Genomic DNA, 20,737 nt, shown 5'->3' with positions numbered 1-20,737 from the left:
TCTTGTTTGAGAGCGTCAGAGTCATTTTTCTGAGCGCAAGGTAGTGTTAGTGACCCGCACTCTGTCCACCATCGACGTGAAGAATTTCACCCGTCACAAAGTTGGCTGATTCGAGGTAGAGGATTGCATCGATGGCATCGGAGATCTCGCCTATATGACCGATCGGGTGCAGAGCATCGAGCTGTGCATGGGTCTCGACGGGATGCATTGGCGTCTTGATGGTACCCAGCGCCACCGCGTTCACCCGGATACCGCGCTTCGCATACTCAATCGCGAGTGATTTGGTCGCGCTATTCAGTCCACCCTTCGTCAGTGATGCGAGCACGGACGGTACGCCCGCGATCGGGTTATCAACCAGGCTCGTCGAAATCTGCACGATATGACCGCTGCCCTGCTTTTCCATCTCGGCGATGGCGAGTTGTGTCATGTGAAAAAAGCCAGTGACGTTGGTACCCAGGTACGTCTCGTAGTCTGCCTCGGTGTATTGGGTAAATGGCTTGGCGATGAAGATGCCAGCGTTGTTGATGAGCGTGTCAATGCGCCCAAATCGGGTCACACCTTCGATGATCGCACGCTCAGCAGTTTTTCGATCGGCGATGTCACCGAGTATCGTTAGGACTTCATCATCGTCCGACGGCTCGATCGAGCGCGAGGTCGCGACCACCCGATAGTTGCAATCGCGGTATGCTTTGACAAGAGCTGCGCCGATGCCCTGCGACGCGCCGGTAATAACAGCAACTTTCTGTTCAGTGCTCATAGTAAAACTCCTTTGGAAATAATGTGTGAATGTTGCAGGTCAGGCTATGGTCGAAGCCGTTATGCGGCGATCATGGTCGGTGGTGGTAGCGACTGGCAGCCATGCTTCGATTTCCTGTGCCATTTTCGCGGCGTTGCTCCGGTACAGGTCAATCGTGTCCTTCCCGACGGGCAAATGCAGCGGCGGACGTTCTGTATTGGCGAGTTGAATAATCACCTGAGCAAACTTTTTTGGATCACCGGGTTGGTTGCCATGTAGCTCATCGGCTCCGATCCGTATCGGTCCTACTGTTTCCTGGTAATCAGCGATGATAGTTTTACCAGCAACATAGGATTCAGTGCTCAGGAAGTCGGTCGTAAAAAGACCAGGAGCAACTGCTGTAACGTGAATGCCAAGCGGTGCCAATTCCACTGCGAGTCCTTTCGAGATCCCTTCGACCGCAAATTTGGTAGACCCATACAATCCCCAGCCTGGAACCGCATCGTAGCCAAACAAAGACGAGATATTGATCACCCGCCCAGATTTCTGCTGGCGTAGGTAGGGCAACACCGCACGAGTCACATTCAGTAAACCAAACACATTGGTGTCATACTGTTTGCGAACTTCAGCATCCGTGGCTTCTTCGATCGCAGCCACCATACCATATCCAGCATTGTTGACTAAGATGTCAACCCTGTCGAAACGGGCAATGCCTTGCTGGACAGCCGCTTGTACCTGGTCTTCCTGGGTGACATCCATCTGCACCACGTACAGATCCGGGTGGTTGTGCAGGGTAGTGGCGAGTTGTGCGGGCTGAGTGCGAACCGTTGCCACGACCTGGTCGCCTGCTGCCAGGGCTGCTCTAGCAATTTCTAAGCCAAAGCCCCTGGAGGCTCCGGTAATGAACCATACTTTCTGCGTTTTCATCGTGTGTCCTCGTTTTAGGTGTTGTCTAGTTTGTTGGCTTTAGCTGTTTCGGTTAGTACCTGACTGTTGCACTGATGGCGGGTATCAAAAGGAGCGAAAAGCCTGTTACGTTTGGCTCCTTGTCACTCTTAGCGGGGCTTAGACAAAAACTGACAAAAAAATGGCTTCAAACCTAGACACAAAAATAGTTTCAGCTTAAAAGAGCATAAACTCAGTATTCACAAGGGTTTCAGGCATTTTTTGGTCGGCGACCTCTTTTCCTTGCTCAGAGAGGTTTTCAGCCCTTTTAGGGGCTATAAAATGTCTAAGTCCCGTTAGTCATGTCAACCCCGGAATCGGCACCTTCACCTTCTGGAGCATCCAACCTTTACGGTCTGGATCACTGAACATTGAAATGCTCTACTTTGTTTAGATAGGGAGATTGAGTTTGGCAGTCACTGTTGCGAGTTTGCTGCCAAGTTGCAGGATACTTGTCTGTTGCGCTTCATCTTTCAAATTGCCATTCTCATCAAACGCTTGATAAGCGTTCCCAATTGTCTGCTGATCGGGCAACACCAGAACTCCAATGTTGCCAAGAAGGGAACGGACATGAACTAATCCTCGTAAGCCCCCCAACGTTCCAGGGGAAGCACTTATTAACACCGCAACCTTGTCTTTGAAACACTCCAGTGAAAGTTCGCCCAGTTCAGAACGTGATGCCCAATCGATCGCATTTTTCAGCAGTGGGGTGATCGAACCGTTGTATTCTGGGCAGGCAATCAAGAATCCCTGATGCGCTGTCAGCAGGGACTTGAGCTTGAGGACATTCTCTGGCAGCCCCTCAGCCTCCTCCAAATCCGCATCATAGAGCGGTAAGGGCAGATCGCGGAAGTCTAGATAGGTCACGTCTGCACCTACGGCTTTAACTCCCTCAACGGCAATTTTCACCAGTTTTTTGTTGAAAGAATCGTTGCGAGCACTCCCGGCAAAAGCGAGAATTTTGGCAGTAACCATGAATTCCTCCTTCATTCATCTATTCAAACCTGTGCATACTGAGCAATCTTCATCTTGCTTCTCCTTGAACGGGTTAGCTAGCCTGAGCCGCAACGGTGTTAACCATCCATTCCAAGGGTCGCGGCTGGAAATTCAGTTCGCGTTTTGCCTTGGCATTCGATGCGCCTCGCATCTGAGTTCCGTAGTAAACAATGTCCGCACCACCCTCCCTTTGGAGAGCATCTTCAACAGATACTCGTGGCGGGGGTGGAGCATTCAGCGATCGCGCAAACGCAGACAGCCAGTCGCGCACCGCTAGAGGCTGATCATCGGCAATCAGATAAACACCCCTGTTGCCCTGCTCTGCTGCTGCAACCGTAGCGATCGCTGCATCCTCAATGTGTAACCACGACCAGACACCATCACCATTGCCCACAATTGGAAACTGTTGCAGCCGCACCTGTTGCGCTACATCGCCATCTGGGTTGAACCAGGTGCCGGGTCCGTAGAAGAAACCATAGCGTAAGGCAATTCCTTCGAGATTGGACCTTTCCAATAAACGACGTTCAATCTCAGTTACGAGGCGAGCATCGGCGGCAACGGCGGGAGAGGCATCAAGCGATAACGGTGTTTCCTCGTCTGCCAATCCAGCACCGGGAATTCCCCAGAAGGCGACCGACTGTCTCAGGTAACGGCGCACCCCTGCTGCCTGTGCTGCTGCCAGCACATTGGCACCCCCTTCCAACCGAATGCGCGTATTCAAAGGCCCTGCTGCACTCATTGATTCGCGGCTGTAAGTCCTGGGTAGGGCGGTGAGTTGTTCAATCACCACCTCCGGTTGAGCGTGGGCGATAGCCGCTTTAACTGAATCTGCGTCGAATACATCTGCGATTGCAGGTTCGATTCCCTCTGCCACTAATGACTGTACTCTTTCTTGGGAGCGGGTCATCGCTACAACGTTGTGTCCTTTGGCAAGTAATTGGTCGAGTAGCGGACGACCGATAGCTCCTGTTCCCCCGGCAACAAAAATCTTCATTTGTGACTCCTCCAAAACTTGTTGCCTAGTACGGCACTACATTGCGCTGATAGCGGAAGGAGTAGAGGAGTAAGGGGATAGAGGGGATGATAAGTAACTCCTCTACTTCTCCACTCCTCTACTTCTCCACCCATTTCCTTGCCATAATCTCTGTTATGAACTTCACTTCTGTCGGATGTCTTGTTACCGTCCTGGAAGTCGCACCCTGACCTCTTGAAGTATCCAACCATTGCCGTCTGGGTCACTGAACGAGGCATACGAGGCATAGTCGCGACGTTCCGGATCGGGACCCGGTACCCGTCCTTCGGTTCCGGCGTGGTGGAAGATCCCTGCGATGTCGTGAAATATCTCACTCACCTCGACACCCCGCTCAACCAGTTCGGCGCGGGCTGCCTCAATGTCGTAAACGATGAGGTACAGACCCTGAACTGAACCTGGCTCGGCTAACGATACTCCTTTACCAAAGATGATTGAGCACTCCGATCCAGGAGGAGTCAGTTGCACCACCCGGAAGCCATTCTCGCCAGGAAAGTCGGCATCCAATCGCCATCCCAACGTTTTATAGAAGTCTATGGAGCGATCGACATCGGCAACAGGTATTACCACAATCTCGAGTTTCATGTTTTGGCTGTTTACAGTATTGCTGGTCATCTTGTTCTCCTTTAGGTTGGTGGATTTGATGTTCAGATTAGTTGCTTTTTATTCTTCTGTGATCGCGATTGGGCAAACCACTCAAGTTCTTTGAGTTAAAACGCGACTTAATCATTCGGCATGGAGGAAAGCAGCAGGAAATGAACCGGAAGTAGTTAGACCTGAGAAATGGCTACTGTTAATTGCTCAATAGTCCAACGCTCGCGATAACGAATCTCATTAACAAACAAAGCTGGTGCAGCTTCTACCCCACTTTGATATCCACCTTCAATGTCTGCAATGATGCGATCGGCATAAACTCCTTTGGATAAGTCTTGCAAAAATCGAGGAATATCAAGTCCCAGACGATTCGCATATTCCACGAGGTACCCGTTTTCTAACGCTTGTTGATGGATAAAGAGCATCTCATGCATCTGCCAAAACTGACCTTGCATTGCTGCTGCTTCCGCTGCTTCCGCTGCCCGTTGAGCATGAGGATGAATCTGTATCTGGGGAAAATGACGAAAGATAAAACACACATCATTCTCCTGGAAAGAAGGACTTAACTGCTGTTGAGCGGCTTTAATCAACCGATAGGCGTTTGCACTTTGAAAACATTCATAATCTCCATACATAATGAGTACAACACTGGCACTTAGCACACCTTGAATGTGATCCTGAATTAAAGGCGGGGCAAACAAGGAATGATGCTCGCGATCGTCAGCCATCTTTCAGACCTGTCAAGCAAACTTAAACCCTGCAACTAAATTGCTGTTAGCGTTTGCATGAATTCAATATAGGTAATTGATTCCTACATGTCGTCCACTGAAAGTCCATAATTTGGCACGACATAAGGATGGACGAAGTCATCCACCAAAAGCAGTAGCTTGTCTCCGACTAAAGTCGCAATCCAAGTCTCAACTAAAGTGAAACCTATAAACTAACAAGCCCACGTTTAACAGCCGCAATGACGGCTTGCGTGCGATCGCTAACTCCCAGCTTGCTCAAAATACGAGTCACATGCGATTTAACAGTGCTTTCACCAATATTTAGAGCAGTTCCAATGTCTTGATTACTCAATCCCTGCGCCATTAAACGGAGCACTTCTAGCTCTCGTTCACTGAGTACTGGATTGCTCATCCGTTCTACCAATTTTCTTCCCACGGTCGGAGAAACATACTGCTGACCATTATGAACGATGCGGATCGCATTCAAAAGTTCATTTGGTTTTGCATCTTTAAGCAGATAGCCCTGAGCACCTGCTCGCAATCCTCGATAAATATCTTCATCGCCATCGTATGTGGTTAACACAATAATGCGAGCTGACTTAAATTCAGCACAAATCGCAGTAATAGCTTCAACCCCTGTCATTCTCGGCATTCGTAAATCCATGAGGGTGACATCAGGCTGATGTTCACGATAACGATCGATCGCCTGTTGTCCATCTTCCGCTTGAGCAACCACTGTCATTTCTGGATCATAGTTAATAATGTTTGCCAATCCTTCTGTAACAAGGGAGTGATCATCAACAATCAGAACCCGAATTTTAGTGGATTGACTCATGGTGATTTTCACTCCCGGTTGACAATAACAACAATTTCTGTTCCTTGCCCAGGTTGGCTTTGAATCGCTAGGTGTGCATCAATCCGTTCTGCTCGCTCGCTCATTCCCAACAAACCAAAACCACTAAGTGATGAAATGCTCCCAACCCCAAAGCCCTGTCCATCATCTTTAATGCGCAGAAGACATTGAGCATCGTCGTACACTAGTTCAACCAGAATTTTACTAGCATTGGCGTATTTGATGGCGTTTGTTAAAGCTTCCTGTCCAATGCGAAGTAAGTGATTTTCCACTTCTGTCGGTAGGGAATAAATTACACCCTTGCTTTCGTAGATTAAAGTGGTCTTGGTAGTTGACCGCATTTGAGTCACGAGGCGATGTAGAGCACTCTGTAAAGTACTCTCTTCTAACAACTGGGGACGGAGCGCTACCACTGAACGACGAGCTTCAGCAAGTCCGGTTCGAGCTAATTCATTAATCTTTTCCAGCCTTTCCAGATATATCTGAGCAGAGCCCGAATTATTTGCCAGCATTTGTGTTACAGATCCTATATGGAGCAAAATGCCTGTAAAAGCCTGCGCTAATGTATCGTGAATTTCTCGTGCCATGCGGTTGCGTTCTTCCAGAATCGAGGCTTGTTCGGCTCGTTTGCGATCGCTAATGTCGCGGATTGAAGCGATTCTAACCACACGCTCACCATAAGTGGTCACTTTTGCTCGGATTTCTGCTGGAAATGTCGTGCCATCTTTTCGGAGACCAACAGTCTCATAAGACCCTTCATAGCCAGATTGCATATTCTGAACAACAATCTCGCGAGAGTCTGGAGAGACAAGATTGCTCGCTCTCATCCCAACTGTCTCAAATAATAGGTAGCCAAACATTTGGATAAAGGCTTCGTTAGCATCGATAATTTTGCCCTGCTCTGTAATGGCGATCGCCTCAACCGTTGCTCCTGCAAGCTGTCGAAATCGTGCTTCACTCTCCACAAGGGCTAACTCGGCTTGTTTACGCTCGACAATTTCCTGTTGTAATTTCAATGTCCGCTCTTCTACCTTTTGTTCTAGCGTGCGGGCATAGTCCTTCAGGTTTTCCCACAGTAGATAGCCGTTGCTTGTAATAGCAGATGCTACCAGAGCAAATAGGGGTGGAATGATAATCAGCCACCAACCTATTAGAAACAGCACATATGCACTGCCTAAAAGAGCGATTCCCAAGAGAACAACTCTAGATGCTGTCCGTCGAGGAGAAGGAGATGTCCAACCTATGAGTGTTCCGATTGTTGACCACAAAACGATCCACAGCCACTCCAAGGGTTCTGACCAAGTGCGAAGTAGAGGGCGTTCATCTAAAGCAGCACTCAGTAATTGACTGGTTAACAAAGCGTGAACTTCAACACCAGAGGGTGCTGCAATTGAGTTAGTAGTGTAGGATGTGAAAAAGCGGTTCTCAACACTCTCTGCTGTTATCCCTATCAAGACAATGCGATCGCGCACAAAATCACGTGGCATTCGCCCCTGCAATACATCGGTTATCGAAATCGTGCGGAAGCCTTTTTGGAATTTGGGGAAGTTTGACAAAATTTGATACCCACGAGCATCAACATCAACGTAACCGCCATCATTTGATTGCAAGGGCGTAAATGTTGCTCGACCCAATCGAAACTGCATCTGTTCCCGGTTAATGGGTTGGCGGCTGATACCTTTACCTTCAAGATATGCAAACGCTAACCTTGCTCCTAGCGTAAATATCGATTGATTATCTGGAGTTCTTAAATACACTAGACTGCGACGAACCCTTCCATCTGTGTCTAACAACAGATCGCTTGCACTTGATCGATCGCGCTGTTTTAGGACTGGTGGGGCATCGATCACCTGCCCTTCAGCGGTTTTAATGACTTTCTCAATCCCAATTAAATTCGGTGTGGAGGTGAAGACGTTAACTAATTCTTGATGACCGGGTTCTACGGGTAAATCTCGAAATATATCAAGACCAATTAGTTTAGGCTGCTGTTGTTTGAGTGATAAAATTAAGCGAGCCAAGACTTCGTCAGACATGGGCCATTGCCCTAGCTCCTTAATATCTGACTCATCAACTGTAACGAGGACAATTCGAGGGTCGGTAGGTTCAGAGGGGCGTAGCCGAAACATCTGGTCAAGCGCCACTAGCTCCATGAGCTGTAGTGTTCCAACTAATCGCAAAATCAGCAATCCCCCAGCAACGCTGGGAACTGTTATTAGGACTCCACGCCATCGCCAAAGTTGCTGTTTCAGGGTTATCCACATAGCAGGAACGCGCTCACTCAACGCGAGTTCTCTTTATCATAATCGCCGGGACGACTCTATGTAGTTCACTTGACTTGCTATCTAATCATGGCATCCACGCCCCCCGATTGCAGGAATTCACGCCACATTACACTGATGCTTGGGTCATTGGGTTGGGTGCGCCGTAGCTCAAACAGGATGGTGAGGGGATCGTACCAAATGTCAGTTTTCTGGTATAGCGAAATGCGTTCTTTGGGAGACGCCTGTTCAATTTGGCTCAATCGAGTTGGATCGAGTTCGGTGCGTTGAACCATACCTGTGACAAATCGATCTTCAACGCGATCATTCGGATTACAAATCACGGCAAACGACCAGGTATATTGCTTGCCAATCTCTAAAGGTGGTGCTTGAGGTGGAAGGCTGACGCTGACAGTATCAGGAGTATTCGTTAAGGCAAGTGTTGTCCGATACACACCTCTACCGTTTCGATTGCGTATGCTAAATTCTGCGGTTTTGGCGCTGGTTTTTGGTACGTATACGAGAAATGTTGGATGCTCTGCTAGGCTTAAGCCTGGTTTGGTTGTTGGGCTGAGGGCGGTCAGGGCCGGACCAGTTGTTGTCGCTTCATCTTGAGGACAGGCCGTTGGAGCACGCCGCCCTCCTGGTGCCGAGCTATCCGGATTCTCAGGCGGAGGCGGAGGATTGCTTTGCTTGAGTTGTGCAACTTTAACTAGTGAAGCCGCACTATGAGGAATCGCCAGTTTTACGGTCAGGGCAATTCCAATGGGTACGCCACACAACAGGGATTTTATAAAATACATAATGCTTTAAAGCCAATTTCCTAAAAGAACAAACGGTGCCCAGTAGTAAGGAGAAGTATAATTGTCTTGGTGTAACAAATCTACCTGGGCGCGACGTAGGGCTTCGGCTTTTGTAATTCCAGGCTTACCTAACTCACGGTAAAACTTAATCATTAGGGATGCTGTGGAGCGATCGCTCACCGACCACAACGAGGCGAGGGTACTTCGTGCCCCCGATCGCACCGCAACACCTGCCATCCCTAAGGCAGCCCGCTTATCCCCCGTTGCTGTTTGACAGGCGCTGAGAACCAGCAGTTCGATCGGGTTGAGCTTTCCCTCTCTAGAGCGGAGCAGTTGGTCTAATTGTTTGACATTGATGCGTCCATCCCAGGCTAGGATGAAGGTATTGTCAGCATTCGAGCTAAACTGACCATGCGTTGCCAGGTGAACGATCGGCGAAGGCGTGGAATCAACCTGGGTTTGAAACGCTCGATTGGTAAATGATCGATCCAGCAGCACCTGAGCCGGAATTTCTGCTTCAATTTGGTTAATCTCAAGCACAACGTTCGGCAGTGCCGAAAAATTATCGCGGGCTTGACTTAATCCTGCCAATAACCCTTGCATCCGCTGGCGTTCGAGCGATCGGGTCTGAAGCAGTTGTAGACCAGGAGTGAGTACAATACTGTATTTTTCAATCAGATATCGCTGACCATCATGGAGAGCTGCCATCGGCAGATTGCGGAGCAAACCATCTGGCACAAACACAAGAGTTTTAACACCACTTGCCACAAATTCAGCTTCCTCAGAACGCAGGAGCAAATCGTAGACTTGCTGCGTAATGGGCAACAATTCTTCAATAAAGGCAGTAGGTCTGAGAGCTTGACGCATTTGGTCTAGGATGCGCTCTACCTCGGCTTGAGACAATAGTGTCTTGTGATAGCGCAAAGGTTGGTTAGGCAAGGACACAATAACCGCAAACTGGTGGGGCAGAATGATTGGGTAAATGACCGCAGCGTGAGGGTCGATCTGGTCAATTTCTACCGGACGAGCATTAACACATGCTTGTCGAAAAAAGTTATCGAGTTCCGCCAACTGGAGTGCTTCGATCGCTTCACGAGCTTGTTTTAGGTTTTCCTGACTGGGCGCATTGCCTTGTGATTGCAACAGCAGTTCCACAAACTGTCGATAGACAGGTTCGACGCTTTCTCGAAATGAGAACTGCACATCTTGATTAACGGCAGCTAGGTCACTACGGAGGGATTGCAGCATTTTGACGGCGTCTGCATAGGCAGAGGTCGCATTTTGCAGATTTCCTGTGGAGGCGCAGAGCTGCTGTGTGCCTTGACAGAAAATCCGTCCTAGCTGCCACTGCCACTGATAGGCAATATCGGGTGCATCAATTGACTGAGCTAAGGTGAGGGCTTGTTTGGTCAGGGTTCTAGCGCTGTCCCACTGATGGGTCATCTCATAGAGGCTGCCTAGAGTGCCAAGGGCATAAGATTCGGCACGAGCATCTCCAAGGGTGCGAACTTGCCCAACAGCCGTCGCAAGTTCCTGGGCTGAGGTGTTGAGAAGATTGGAAGATAACGCCTTCCCTGTTCCCTTACTGCTCATCTTCATAAAGCTCTGAGCTAGATTGATTCGGGCAAACGCAGCCAGACGACCAGGGGGCAAGTTGGCAAGCTGGGATTGAATTTCTGGCAATAGCGCTAAAGCGTCCGCCTGTTGATCGGCTTCCACTAGCAAACTTAACTGAACAAGTTGAACTTGAGTTTTTGCTGTAGGTGAGGCAGCGGTAGTTGCCGCCCGTTGGTAGTAGGCTAGTGCAGTATCGTTTTCTCCTTGGACGCGAGTCGTGTTCCCCAAACTTAGCAGAATGCCGCTGATGTCTGATGTAGATTGAGGTGTATCATCTCGGAGTTGGAGAGCGATCGCTAAACTCTGCTCCAAGACAACCCGAGATTGAGCCAGATTGCCAACTAACCTCAGCATCTTGCCCAGGTTTCGCAACCCTGTCACTTTAAGGCGCGAATCGGGCTGGCTTTGCAGGGACTGTTCCACCTGTGTGAGCAGGGTTGTGGCTCGTCTGTAAAGTCCCTCTGCCTGTAAAGCCCTTGCCTGGTTGATTTGGCTACCCAAGATGCCGCTGGTATCGTTGGCTTTGCGGTAAGCCGTCTCAGCCTGCTTCCAAGTTAAGAGTGCTTCTGTTGCTTTGCCCTCTCGCAGTTGCAGGTTTCCTTGAACGGTGAGAACTTGGGCGAGAACGTATGAGCTATCTGGATTGGATACTGGGTTTTGAGCGTTTAACAGCAAGATTGCCTGAGCGATCGCTCCATTCGCTTGCGTCCACTGTCCCAAGTCTTCAAAGGCTGTGGTGAGGAAACTGAGAACAAGTGCTTTATTGAGGCGATCGCCTTGGGTCTGGTAGAGGGTTACGGCTTGTTGCCAAAGAGCGATCGCGTCTGGGAGTTGTCCTGCCTGATAGCGGTCTTCTGCCTGCTGCACGAGTTGAGCTGCGGAAGAAGTTGCAGTGGGCTGAAGGGAATCTGATGTAGCGGCTATCTGTTGCCCTGTATTCTCTGCCCCAAACCAGTTGCTAGTCCCTTGTACTGCCACTGCAATCTCTGCATGAAGGCTAACGGCAATAAAAAGTCCCAACAAGGCAAATTGAAGGAATCGCAGCCATCCTCTTTTTGAAAAGACGCGATGCATAATCGATACTCCCTGATTGATTCGCCTGTTCCGATGCACCTTATTCATGTAATTACGCTGCTCCTTCCGGTGCTAATACCAAGTTGCTATCAAACGTGTAATGTAAGTCCGGGACGCAAAGCTTACGTAGGGAGACGCCTGCACTAAGGGTTTTACGGTTTGGAACGCGACTTGGTATAACATCAGCAGATGTCTTGTTCGTGGCTGAGAGCAGTATTGTTATCGAAGGTCTTGCAGAATTAAGACCAGAAAAGATAAGTAAGTTGACACTTAAGATAAGAACGTTGATTTTACTTGAGCAGTTTAGCGCCTGCTTGGGCAGGTAACTGGCTGATTCAGCCAAGGCGGCACCGTTAAGTCAGGCGTGGCGGCAAACAAGATGACCTTGCCAGTGGGAGTCATCTGCCATCCTGTTGCTTCGATAATTGGGGTGTAGGATCTGGGGTTTGAGATGCGAGCCCTTGAGGTGCGGGGTGTTGGGTGTGGAGTTTGTTGAGCAACTGTTAGCCTGCGTCGGTCAAGCCATTCGGCATCATCGTCTAATTGTTGTTCAGGAGTGGGCGGTAAGCCACCCCGACCCGTGACGACGAACGAGTTGCCTTGACTAGCAGGACAGCCTTGAGCGATTTCGTCCGACGCATCCACTACCTCTGTCGGTAATTGGGCTAGTCCTCTTGCCGGGTCAATTCCTGGTGTGATGATGTCTACTGTGCCATTAAAGTCCGAACTTACACCTGTGGCGGTGATGTCGCTTAAAGGAGCCATTTGCTCTCTAAACTCGATGCCAAAGATGCCATTCGCTCTAACGGTTACGTTACCGCCCCGGAAATCCTCAGAATTGGCGCTGATGTCACTATTTTCGGAAGGGACGGCAACCAAATTGTCTGTATTGATGCGGATGTTGCCGCCAGGAATGTTGCCGCCAGTCGCGTTGGTTGAGATGCTACTGCCATTTCGTAAGAGAATTAGGGGCGATCGCAAATTAATATTCCCACCACCACCTGTCGTATCGGCTCGAATTCTGCCCCCATTGTTGAGAAAAATGCGCTCGGCATCCACTTCCAAGTTGCCAGCAATACCCGTACCCGAACTACTGACGGTGACTTCTGCCCGATCTTGAATGTTTAAGGTTCCGGTGCGGAGGTTGAGGTTCCCCCCTGCTCCACTACTTCCCGTTCCAGCAGTAATGACGGAACCATTACCTGTGAGTGTAATCGAGTCTGGAGCAGTAATGGTCAACGTGCCACCGCGACCGCTGCCCTCCGTGGAAGCAGAAATCTGCGCCCCATCCTGTAGGGTGACTCGGACACGTTGCCCGTCGCCGAGTGGTTGAACGGTGACGTTGCCAGCATCGGCAGCCGTGGTGGTTTGAGCGAATAAACCACTGGACGCCCCGGACAATTGCAAGTCGGGTGTGTTCACTCTGATGTCGCCTGCTTGACCACCGCTAAACGTCGTGGTGAGCAACCGTCCACCACTGCTCAAACCTACTGTATCGGCACTGGTGGTGATGTTGCCTGCGTCTCCCTCTCCAAAGGTGGAAGCTGAAAGTTGAGCGTTATTGAGAACCCAGAGCGATCGCGCTGCGATCTCAATATCGCCGCCTCTACCCGATCCACTTGGCTCAAGTGTACTGATAGCATCTCCCCCATCAAACGAGACAGTACCACTTGCCTGAATCTGGATATTTCCTGCCTGCCCTTGTCCCTCAGTATTTGTGATGATTCTCCCTTGGTTGGAAACAGAGAGTGAACCTGTAGTGATGCCCACGTCTCCTCCGCTTCCCACAGCTTCTGGACTCACCGAGGTAACCACCCTACTGCGGTTGTCGATGTCGATTATAGGCACAGTGGCTGTGCCACTAATTTGTACGGAGTCACGAGCGTTAATGGTAACACGACCTGCATTGCCTATCCCACCAAAATTGCCGGTGCTTATGCTACCTCCGTTGGTTAGGGACAGCGAACCCGTTGTAATATAAACATCTCCTCCTTGACCCGTAGCTCCTGATTCCACTTGCGTCAAGATATCGCTTTTAAAGCCTCCATACGCAGCACCATCGATGGAAACGCGATCGCGGGCATTGATATTGATGCTGCCTGCATCTCCCTGTCCCAAAGTGCTGGAAGTCAGTTGAGAGCCTCCTGTGAGAGACAGTGACCCTGTCGTGATGTTGATACCACCACCATTACCAACACCAGTTGAGGTCACGAGGCTGAATATAGCACTGCTGTAGTTGCTTACTTGACCATCCAAGAAGACGCGATCGCGGGCAATAATATTCACCCTGCCTGTATTTCCCTGTCCTCTCGTGTAGGAACTCACTTGACCGCTATTGGTGAGAGACAGCGACCCCGTCGTAATGTTAATATCACCACTGTTACCGACACCCGTTGGGTCTACACCACTAGCTATAAGACTGCCGAAGCCATCCATAGAGACAGTATCGCGGGCAACAATATTCACACTGCCTGTATTCCCCTGCCCTCTCGTGACCGAACCCAGTTTCGCGCCATTTGTGATAGAAAGCGACCCTGTCGTGATGTTGAAATCGCCAGCATTACCGACAGCCGTTGGTTGCACCGCAGTGCCACCTATAACACCATCACCGCTCCAAGACACCGTATCGCGGGCATTAATATTTATACTACCTGTATTCCCCTGCCCAAACGTGTCGGAACCCAACTGAGCAGTCCCTGTGACAGAAAGCGACCCTGTCGTGATGTTGATGCTACCTGCATTACCTGTACTTCCAGAACCCACTCGGATACTGATGAGGCTGCCATCAGTTAGGTTGATTGCTTCTGTCACATCAAGCTGTATATCTCCCGTTTGCGCGCCAGCAAAGCCCAACCCGTCTTCGATTCCCACCCGAAGGGTACTTCCCCCGTTCAGGGTCAAGTTCCGAGCCGTGATTGTCATACTCCCGCCACCCCCTCCACGAACATCTATAAGAGAGCTGTTGCTGAGGAAAACATCTGCCCGCACTACACCATCGGGAAAACTCAACTGCCAATCACCTGCCGTTTCACTCAGCCCTACTGTCCCCTGTCCGGCAACGGCACCCAACTCCACGCGGCTCCCCGGACTCACGATCTGCCCACCTTCTAACCCGACATTACCACCCACTAGCAACAGGCTCTGTCCCGCTGGCACCTGAAGCCCGATTCCGTTGTTAGCCGTCGAGCGGTTGATAATTGCTTGCGCTGCCAGTTGATTGAAGAAGAACGCATTAGGATTGACGTTCAAGAGCTGACTGGGCAGAGGTTGTCCTGGATTGGCACTAAAAATATCTCCATTAGCCAATCCCATCGCATCGGCTGTGGTGGCAATAAAGGAACCGCCTACATTGAGTGAAGCATTCGCACCAAAGATAATGCCATTGGGATTGAGCAAAAACAGGTTAGCTGTACCGTTTGTCCGGATTAATCCATCAATATTAGAAATCGACCCACCTGTGACTCGCGTCAGGATGTTTTGCACATCTATGGCATTGTTGAAGAAGGCAGAACCGCCAGTCGGGATAGAAAACTGGCTCAAACTGTGGAACAGATTGGCACCCCGCCTTGCCCCACCGTCTATCTGAAAGTTTGGATTGCCTGTAACCTGCGATCGCTCTCCTATCGGCAGTGTTGTATCTCCAACCACTTGGGCGGTACTCAGGTTAGGGCTACAAAGTGCAGACAAGACACTGCTAACCGTGAGCCATTTTTCTAGATGGAACCCTTTCATCTTCATCTCAAGTTCCCCCCTGTGGCGAGTAAACAGACTCTATCATTGGAGTGGCACATAAGTTCTCCTAGATTGGACATTTTCTAGAACCTCCCCTTCAAAAAAACTAGACCAGCTCGGCAGAAGTAACCCACCAGCCTAGACAGGGGTGAAAACTGGGGTAAACTGCCAATAGCCAAATGCTTAAAAGACAAGCAAGTTGACAACTAGAGTCCATGCCCAGCTCCCAAGCGGAAAAAATTATCCTCTCCTCAAGACAACAAACCCTAGTTAGGCAAGCCGTTCAAAAATTTGAGAAGGGTTCGGTTTAGAAGCTTCAGTAAGGATGAGGTGATTGACCGTCCTAATCTGTATTCAGCGCAACCTTCAGCCTGAGAGAATGGCGCGGTATGCTTTAGGGAATCCCTTACGTTGTACCGTACACCGTTAGCTGATTTATGGATGCCAAGCCATTAAAAACTAGACGAGGTCGCTCCACCTCTGGGCGAGTGCGAGGAGCGATTCTATCGCCTCAAGGGTGGCAAAAGTTTCAGACGGCAAAACAGCAGGCGGAATCCGACGAAACCTGGGGTAAGCGCTTCAGCCAGGAAGATCTCAGCGATCGCACCGGACTCTCCCTAAATACCCTCGCTCGCATTTTCAAGCGCGAACTGGGGGTCGATCGCCAGTCATTAGAGTATCTCTTCCGGGCGTTTGGGCTGGAATTGACGCAGGCAGACCTGACATCCCCTGCCTCATCCCAAGAGACAGAGAGCCGCTGGACAAATCCCCAACAAGACTGGGACACGGCAGTCGATGGCGAGGCGTTTTATGGGCGTGAGGTAGAACTGACACAACTGTGGCAGTGGATTGTATCTGAGCGCTGCCGTCTGGTTGGAGTACTGGGCATTGGAGGCATTGGCAAAAGTACAATCGCGGTCAAAGCTGCGCTTCAGATGCAAGCGGAATTTGAGATCGTCGTATGGCGCTCCCTGGCTAACGCACCACCGTTGGATGAACTCCTGTCGAGCCTGCTGAAATTTCTCATGCCGCTTTATGGGGAAGATCCCATCATTCCCACCACGCTCGATCAGCAAATTTCCAAACTGATGCAATATCTGCGATCGCGTCGGTGTTTATTGATTCTCGATAATGCTGAGACCATTTTGCAGCGTGAGCCAGTGGGACAATGGATCTCGGGCTACGAAAGTTACGGACAATTGCTCAGAGCCATTGGCGAAGCGTCTCACCTTAGTTGTTTGTTACTCACTAGTCGAGAAAAGCCACGCGAAATAGCACTGATGGAAGGCGCACAGGCCCTGGTGCGATCGCTGACCTTGAGTGGACTAACACCTGATGACGGACGCGCCATCTTTCGGCAAAAAGGAGCGTTTACAGGTTCAGAAGCTGAATGGGAGACTTTAATCCACCACTACGGTGGCAATCCTTTGGCGCTAAAACTGGTGGCAGCCGCAACTCAGGATTTATTTAACGGCAGCATTACCGAGGTGTTGCCCTATCTCAGTCAGGGATTGGCTGTTTTTGAAGACATTCGCGATTTGCTGGATCGTCAGTTCGCTCGCCTCTCTGAAGCTGAACAGAAAACGCTGTTCTGGTTTGCAATTCATCGGGAGCCAGTCTCGATCGCAGATATTCGCGACAGCGTGGTTGATCCTGCTGCTCAACAAAGTGTACCTAATTTGATCAACTCACTACTGAGGCGATCGCTAATTGAAAAAAACGATGGGTTATTCTTCTTGCAACCCGTGGTGATGGAGTATGTCACAGAACGATTCGTGCAACAAATTTGCATTGAATTTGAGACGCAGCAGCTTAACGTTTGGCAAATGCATCCCTTACTGCGAGTACAAGCAAAAGATTACATTCGAGAGATTCAGACGCGCTTAATTGTGCAACCTGTGATGGAACGGTTGCTGTCTCGGTTTGGTAGTGTGGCAGCGATCGAGGCACAAACAAGGCACCTATTAACGCAACAGGGAAAGAAACCCGGATACGTAGCAGGCAACCTGATTAACCTGCTGGTGCAGTTTCAAGTGGACTTACGCGGCTCAGATTTTTCGGGTCTTGTGGTGCAGCAAGCCGACTTACGGCAGGTCGATTTAGCCGGGGTCAATTTTCAGAATGCTGACTTAGCGAAATCTATCTTTTCAGAAACACTCAGTATTGCCATGTCGATCGACCTGAGTCCAGACAGTCAGATGATGGCAGTGGGCGATTCCATTGGCAACATCTATCTCTGGAACATCATCACAACCCAACTCTTAGCCACCTTTGAAGGTCACATCGGCTGGGTTTGGTCGGTTGCCTTTAGTCCCGATGGCAAAACGTTAGCCAGCAGCAGTACGGATAGTTCGGTGCGCTTGTGGGATGTCGAGAGTGGACGATGCTTACAGGTGCTTACAAAACATACCGGTGGCGTTCGAGCAGTGAATTTTAGTCCCGATGGTCAGCAGTTAGCAAGCGGCAGTGAAGATAAAACGGTGCGCTTATGGAATTTGCAAGGGCAGTGTCTGCGTGTTTTGAAAGGACACACCCAGAGTGTTTATTCTGTCCACTTCGCTCCGGATCAGCAAACCTTAGCCAGTAGCAGTAATGATACAACCGTTCGGATCTGGAATGTGAGCAATGGGAACTGCTTGAGTGTCTTACAGGGGCATACCAGCGGGGTTCAGTGTGTGCGCTACAGCCCGGATGGTCAACTGCTCGCTAGCGGCTGTCGTAATGGATTGATTCGACTGTGGAGCAATTACGTCTCCCACGATCGCCATCCAAAAACCAGTTTCATAAATTCCAGTGCCAAGCTGCTGCAAGGACACACCGATTGGGTTTGGAACATTACCTTTAGCCCCGATGGTCATTGGTTAGCCAGTGCCAGTCTCGATGGCACTCTGCGCCTGTGGAGTGTTCAAGACGAGCAACCCATCCATGTACTTGAAGGTCATAAACACGATGTTTATGGGGTTGCCATCAGTGCCGACAGTCAATTGTTGGTCAGTGCAGGAAAAGACTATACGGTGCGGTTATGGAATTTGCAGGACGGACAGAACCTTAAAACGTTGCGTGGATATACGGGTGGGATTCACTCCCTGAGACTCAGTTCGGATGATCAAATGCTTGCCAGTAGTGGTCAGAATGAAACGATTCAGTTGTGGCGTGTGCAACTAGATGACTATCGGTCGCAACTTCACCCCTACAAAACGTTTTCTAGCCCAACCTGTCAGATTTCACCATTCAGCAATGTCAGCTTTAGCCCCGATAATCAAACTCTCGCGATCAATCGACACGATGAGTCGATCGCCGTGTGGAATATCCAAACTGGGCACTTCGAGCGATGGTCAGCGCACAGCGCATCCATCTGGACAGTTCTGTTTAGCCCAACGGGACAAATTTTGGCAAGCAGTAGTTATGATTGCACCGTGCGACTTTGGGATGTGCAAACGCATCACTGTTTGCATGTGTTACGCGGACATGAGAGCGGTATTCGCGCGATCGCGTTTGACCCCAGCGGTCAATGGTTGGCAAGTGGCAGTTTTGATCTCACCATTCGATTGTGGAATGTGCAAACTGGAGAATGTTTGAGGGTATTGCAGGAACATACGGGCGCAATTTTCGCACTGGCATTTGATCCCAGTGGTCACCGACTGGCAAGTGGCAGTCATGACCAAACCATTCGACTATGGGATGTACAAACTGGAAAATGTCTTTATGTTTTGCAGGGGCATACAGGAGCTGTCTGGACGGTTGCCATCAGTCCCGATGGTCAAACCCTGGCAAGTGGGGGTGATGACCAAACGGTGCGCTTGTGGGATCTACAAACGGGGCATTGCCTCCACATCCTGGATGAACATAGCGGTTGGGTTCGGTCAGTCATCTTTAGCTCTAATGGTCAAATCCTATTCAGTGGCAGTGACGATCGCACAATCAAGCTTTGGGACGTGCAAACAGGACGCTGTATCGAAACGTTGACGGTCGATCGCCTGTATGAAGACATGAATATTCAAGGCGCAACCGGGTTGACAGTAGCTCAAAGAGCTACCCTTAAAGCATTAGGGGCAATTGAGCGTTAGGGCGATCGCACGTCTAGATTCAGCGCATTCTCTTGTGGTCGATCGCTTCTAACAACTGACTAAAGGCATTGAGCGATCGCGCTATGTCCTCATTCACAAGTTGGTTAATCCGTTCATCAAAAGAAATTTCCATTCGCGATTTGCTTTCCAGAATTTGTTCAGTACTTTTATCATCAATCAGACTTGTAGGTAGCAGAGAAACCTCACGATACATTTCTAGCGTCGATGGCGATAGCGTCATCACTGTTTCAGGAGCCGCTAGCGTCTGAAGATAGCGCCATGCAGATTTAGGTGGAATATCTGTGCAATCCCACACCAGACGCAGCGGTTTTACCCCTTCAGGGAGCGATCGCCAATGTTCACTTTCACAAAGCATTCGATAGTGCTGGTACAACAGTCTGGCTTGCATGATGCCAAAAGATGTCTCTGCGCTGGCGATGAGTGGATCAATTGCAGCATCCAAACAACCAATGGAAACACTGGTAAAACAAACAACCTCACTGACCGATTCTCCCTGTTGAAGCAGTCTCTCCAGTCCCTTCAGATAACCATCAAATATCTGCTTATAAACATTTGGAGAAAATACTAACGTGGCATTCACGTTAATGCGATCTCCAATCAATTGTTCAATTATGGGCAACATCAATCGAGTGGCTGGAATTCTCAATAACAAATTACTCCACCCCACAGTCTGCCAGATTTTCTGCGCTGCGGCGATCGCCGTTTCAGATGCAAAGAGAGCGTCAGGCGGCAGATCAATTTGAACATAGCCATCGCGTCCTTGTGTCTGAGTGTGAACTTGTTTCAGCAAATCAGCCGCTAATTGAAGATCTCGCACAACCAAATAATCATAATCTGATTGTGCAGTCCGATTCATCCCTTGCTGCGCCAGAATAGTGAAGTCGCGATCGTACTCCTGACTTTCAATTGCAACCTTCAAGCTGTGAAAGTTCGCTCGGACTCCCCTCAAGCCATCTTCCTCAATATACTGCTGTAATTCATCACTGCTAATCCAGCCTCGCTCAAATCCATCGAGCCAAACTGATTGTCCATATCGACGGAGTGATTGCAACAAGTTCATAGCTGACGAACTTCACGATTAAAGGTTTAAACGTCCAATAAACCAGTCTGCGAAGTTTCTTCAAATGACACCACTCAAGATCCGCCAGTTAAGCTCCAATTTAAGTAAAGAACGTGAGTTCGGGATAAGAGAGGGGCAAAACAGATAGGCTGAAAGCGCGAATTCTCATCCATCTGCTTACCCCATGTTCAGTCTAGAAGACCTGTTCTGCTCCGTCGATGAT

Annotated in this window: 13 protein-coding genes; 1 reads left to right on the top strand and 12 read right to left on the bottom strand. The window is 49.7% G+C overall.

Annotated elements, in window-relative coordinates; all coding sequences use genetic code 11:
* Nucleotides 1-46 precede the first annotated feature (46 nt).
* The 11 genes from NDI44_RS24570 to NDI44_RS24520 all read right to left on the bottom strand — a co-directional run bounded on the left by NDI44_RS24570 (nt 47) and on the right by NDI44_RS24520 (nt 15,372).
* The gene (locus NDI44_RS24570; RefSeq protein ID WP_190411070.1) at nt 47-757 is read right to left on the bottom strand and encodes an SDR family oxidoreductase; all 711 of its coding nucleotides are present in this window, start codon (nt 755-757) and stop codon (nt 47-49) included.
* A gap of 39 nt (nt 758-796) precedes the next feature.
* Nucleotides 797-1,663, bottom strand: a complete 867-nt coding sequence (locus NDI44_RS24565) for an oxidoreductase (RefSeq protein ID WP_190411069.1) — start codon at nt 1,661-1,663, stop codon at nt 797-799.
* Nucleotides 1,664-2,071: 408 nt separating this feature from the next.
* Nucleotides 2,072-2,656 (bottom strand): NAD(P)H-dependent oxidoreductase, encoded by a 585-nt coding sequence (locus NDI44_RS24560; RefSeq protein WP_190411068.1) that lies wholly within the window; start codon nt 2,654-2,656, stop codon nt 2,072-2,074.
* 73 nt (nt 2,657-2,729) lie between these two features.
* The gene (locus NDI44_RS24555) at nt 2,730-3,671 is read right to left on the bottom strand and encodes an NAD(P)-dependent oxidoreductase (protein WP_190411067.1); all 942 of its coding nucleotides are present in this window, start codon (nt 3,669-3,671) and stop codon (nt 2,730-2,732) included.
* A gap of 183 nt (nt 3,672-3,854) precedes the next feature.
* Complete coding sequence (locus NDI44_RS24550; protein ID WP_199304746.1) at nt 3,855-4,292, bottom strand: VOC family protein; 438 nt, start codon at nt 4,290-4,292, stop codon at nt 3,855-3,857.
* A 185-nt stretch (nt 4,293-4,477) separates the two neighbouring features.
* Complete coding sequence (locus tag NDI44_RS24545; protein WP_190411065.1) at nt 4,478-5,029, bottom strand: thioredoxin domain-containing protein; 552 nt, start codon at nt 5,027-5,029, stop codon at nt 4,478-4,480.
* Nucleotides 5,030-5,234: 205 nt separating this feature from the next.
* Nucleotides 5,235-5,864 (bottom strand): response regulator transcription factor, encoded by a 630-nt coding sequence (locus NDI44_RS24540; RefSeq protein WP_190411064.1) that lies wholly within the window; start codon nt 5,862-5,864, stop codon nt 5,235-5,237.
* An 8-nt stretch (nt 5,865-5,872) separates the two neighbouring features.
* Nucleotides 5,873-8,164 carry a CHASE2 domain-containing protein gene (locus NDI44_RS24535; RefSeq protein WP_339380915.1) on the bottom strand — a complete coding sequence of 764 codons (2,292 nt, stop codon included), beginning with the start codon at nt 8,162-8,164 and terminating at the stop codon, nt 5,873-5,875.
* 56 nt (nt 8,165-8,220) lie between these two features.
* The gene (locus NDI44_RS24530; protein ID WP_190411062.1) at nt 8,221-8,943 is read right to left on the bottom strand and encodes a DUF928 domain-containing protein; all 723 of its coding nucleotides are present in this window, start codon (nt 8,941-8,943) and stop codon (nt 8,221-8,223) included.
* Nucleotides 8,944-8,949: 6 nt separating this feature from the next.
* The gene (locus NDI44_RS24525; RefSeq protein WP_190411061.1) at nt 8,950-11,634 is read right to left on the bottom strand and encodes a CHAT domain-containing protein; all 2,685 of its coding nucleotides are present in this window, start codon (nt 11,632-11,634) and stop codon (nt 8,950-8,952) included.
* 303 nt (nt 11,635-11,937) lie between these two features.
* On the bottom strand, nt 11,938-15,372 hold the full coding sequence (locus NDI44_RS24520) for a filamentous hemagglutinin N-terminal domain-containing protein (protein WP_190411060.1): 3,435 nt from the start codon (nt 15,370-15,372) through the stop codon (nt 11,938-11,940).
* A gap of 431 nt (nt 15,373-15,803) precedes the next feature.
* On the opposite strand from NDI44_RS24520, the gene NDI44_RS24515 reads away from it, so the two are divergent.
* Entirely contained in the window at nt 15,804-19,433 is a 3,630-nt protein-coding gene (locus NDI44_RS24515; RefSeq protein ID WP_190411059.1) for an NB-ARC domain-containing protein, read from the top strand.
* A gap of 19 nt (nt 19,434-19,452) precedes the next feature.
* Here NDI44_RS24515 and NDI44_RS24510 read toward each other — a convergent pair whose 3' ends face one another.
* The gene (locus NDI44_RS24510) at nt 19,453-20,514 is read right to left on the bottom strand and encodes a transaldolase family protein (RefSeq protein WP_190411058.1); all 1,062 of its coding nucleotides are present in this window, start codon (nt 20,512-20,514) and stop codon (nt 19,453-19,455) included.
* Between the last annotated feature and the right edge of the window lie 223 nt (nt 20,515-20,737).

The organism is Trichocoleus sp. DQ-A3 (assembly GCF_039961975.1).
GTDB lineage: Bacteria > Cyanobacteriota > Cyanobacteriia > Cyanobacteriales > FACHB-T130 > FACHB-T130.
Note: the sequence above shows the minus strand (reverse complement) of the source record. Positions and strands in the feature narration are given on the sequence as shown.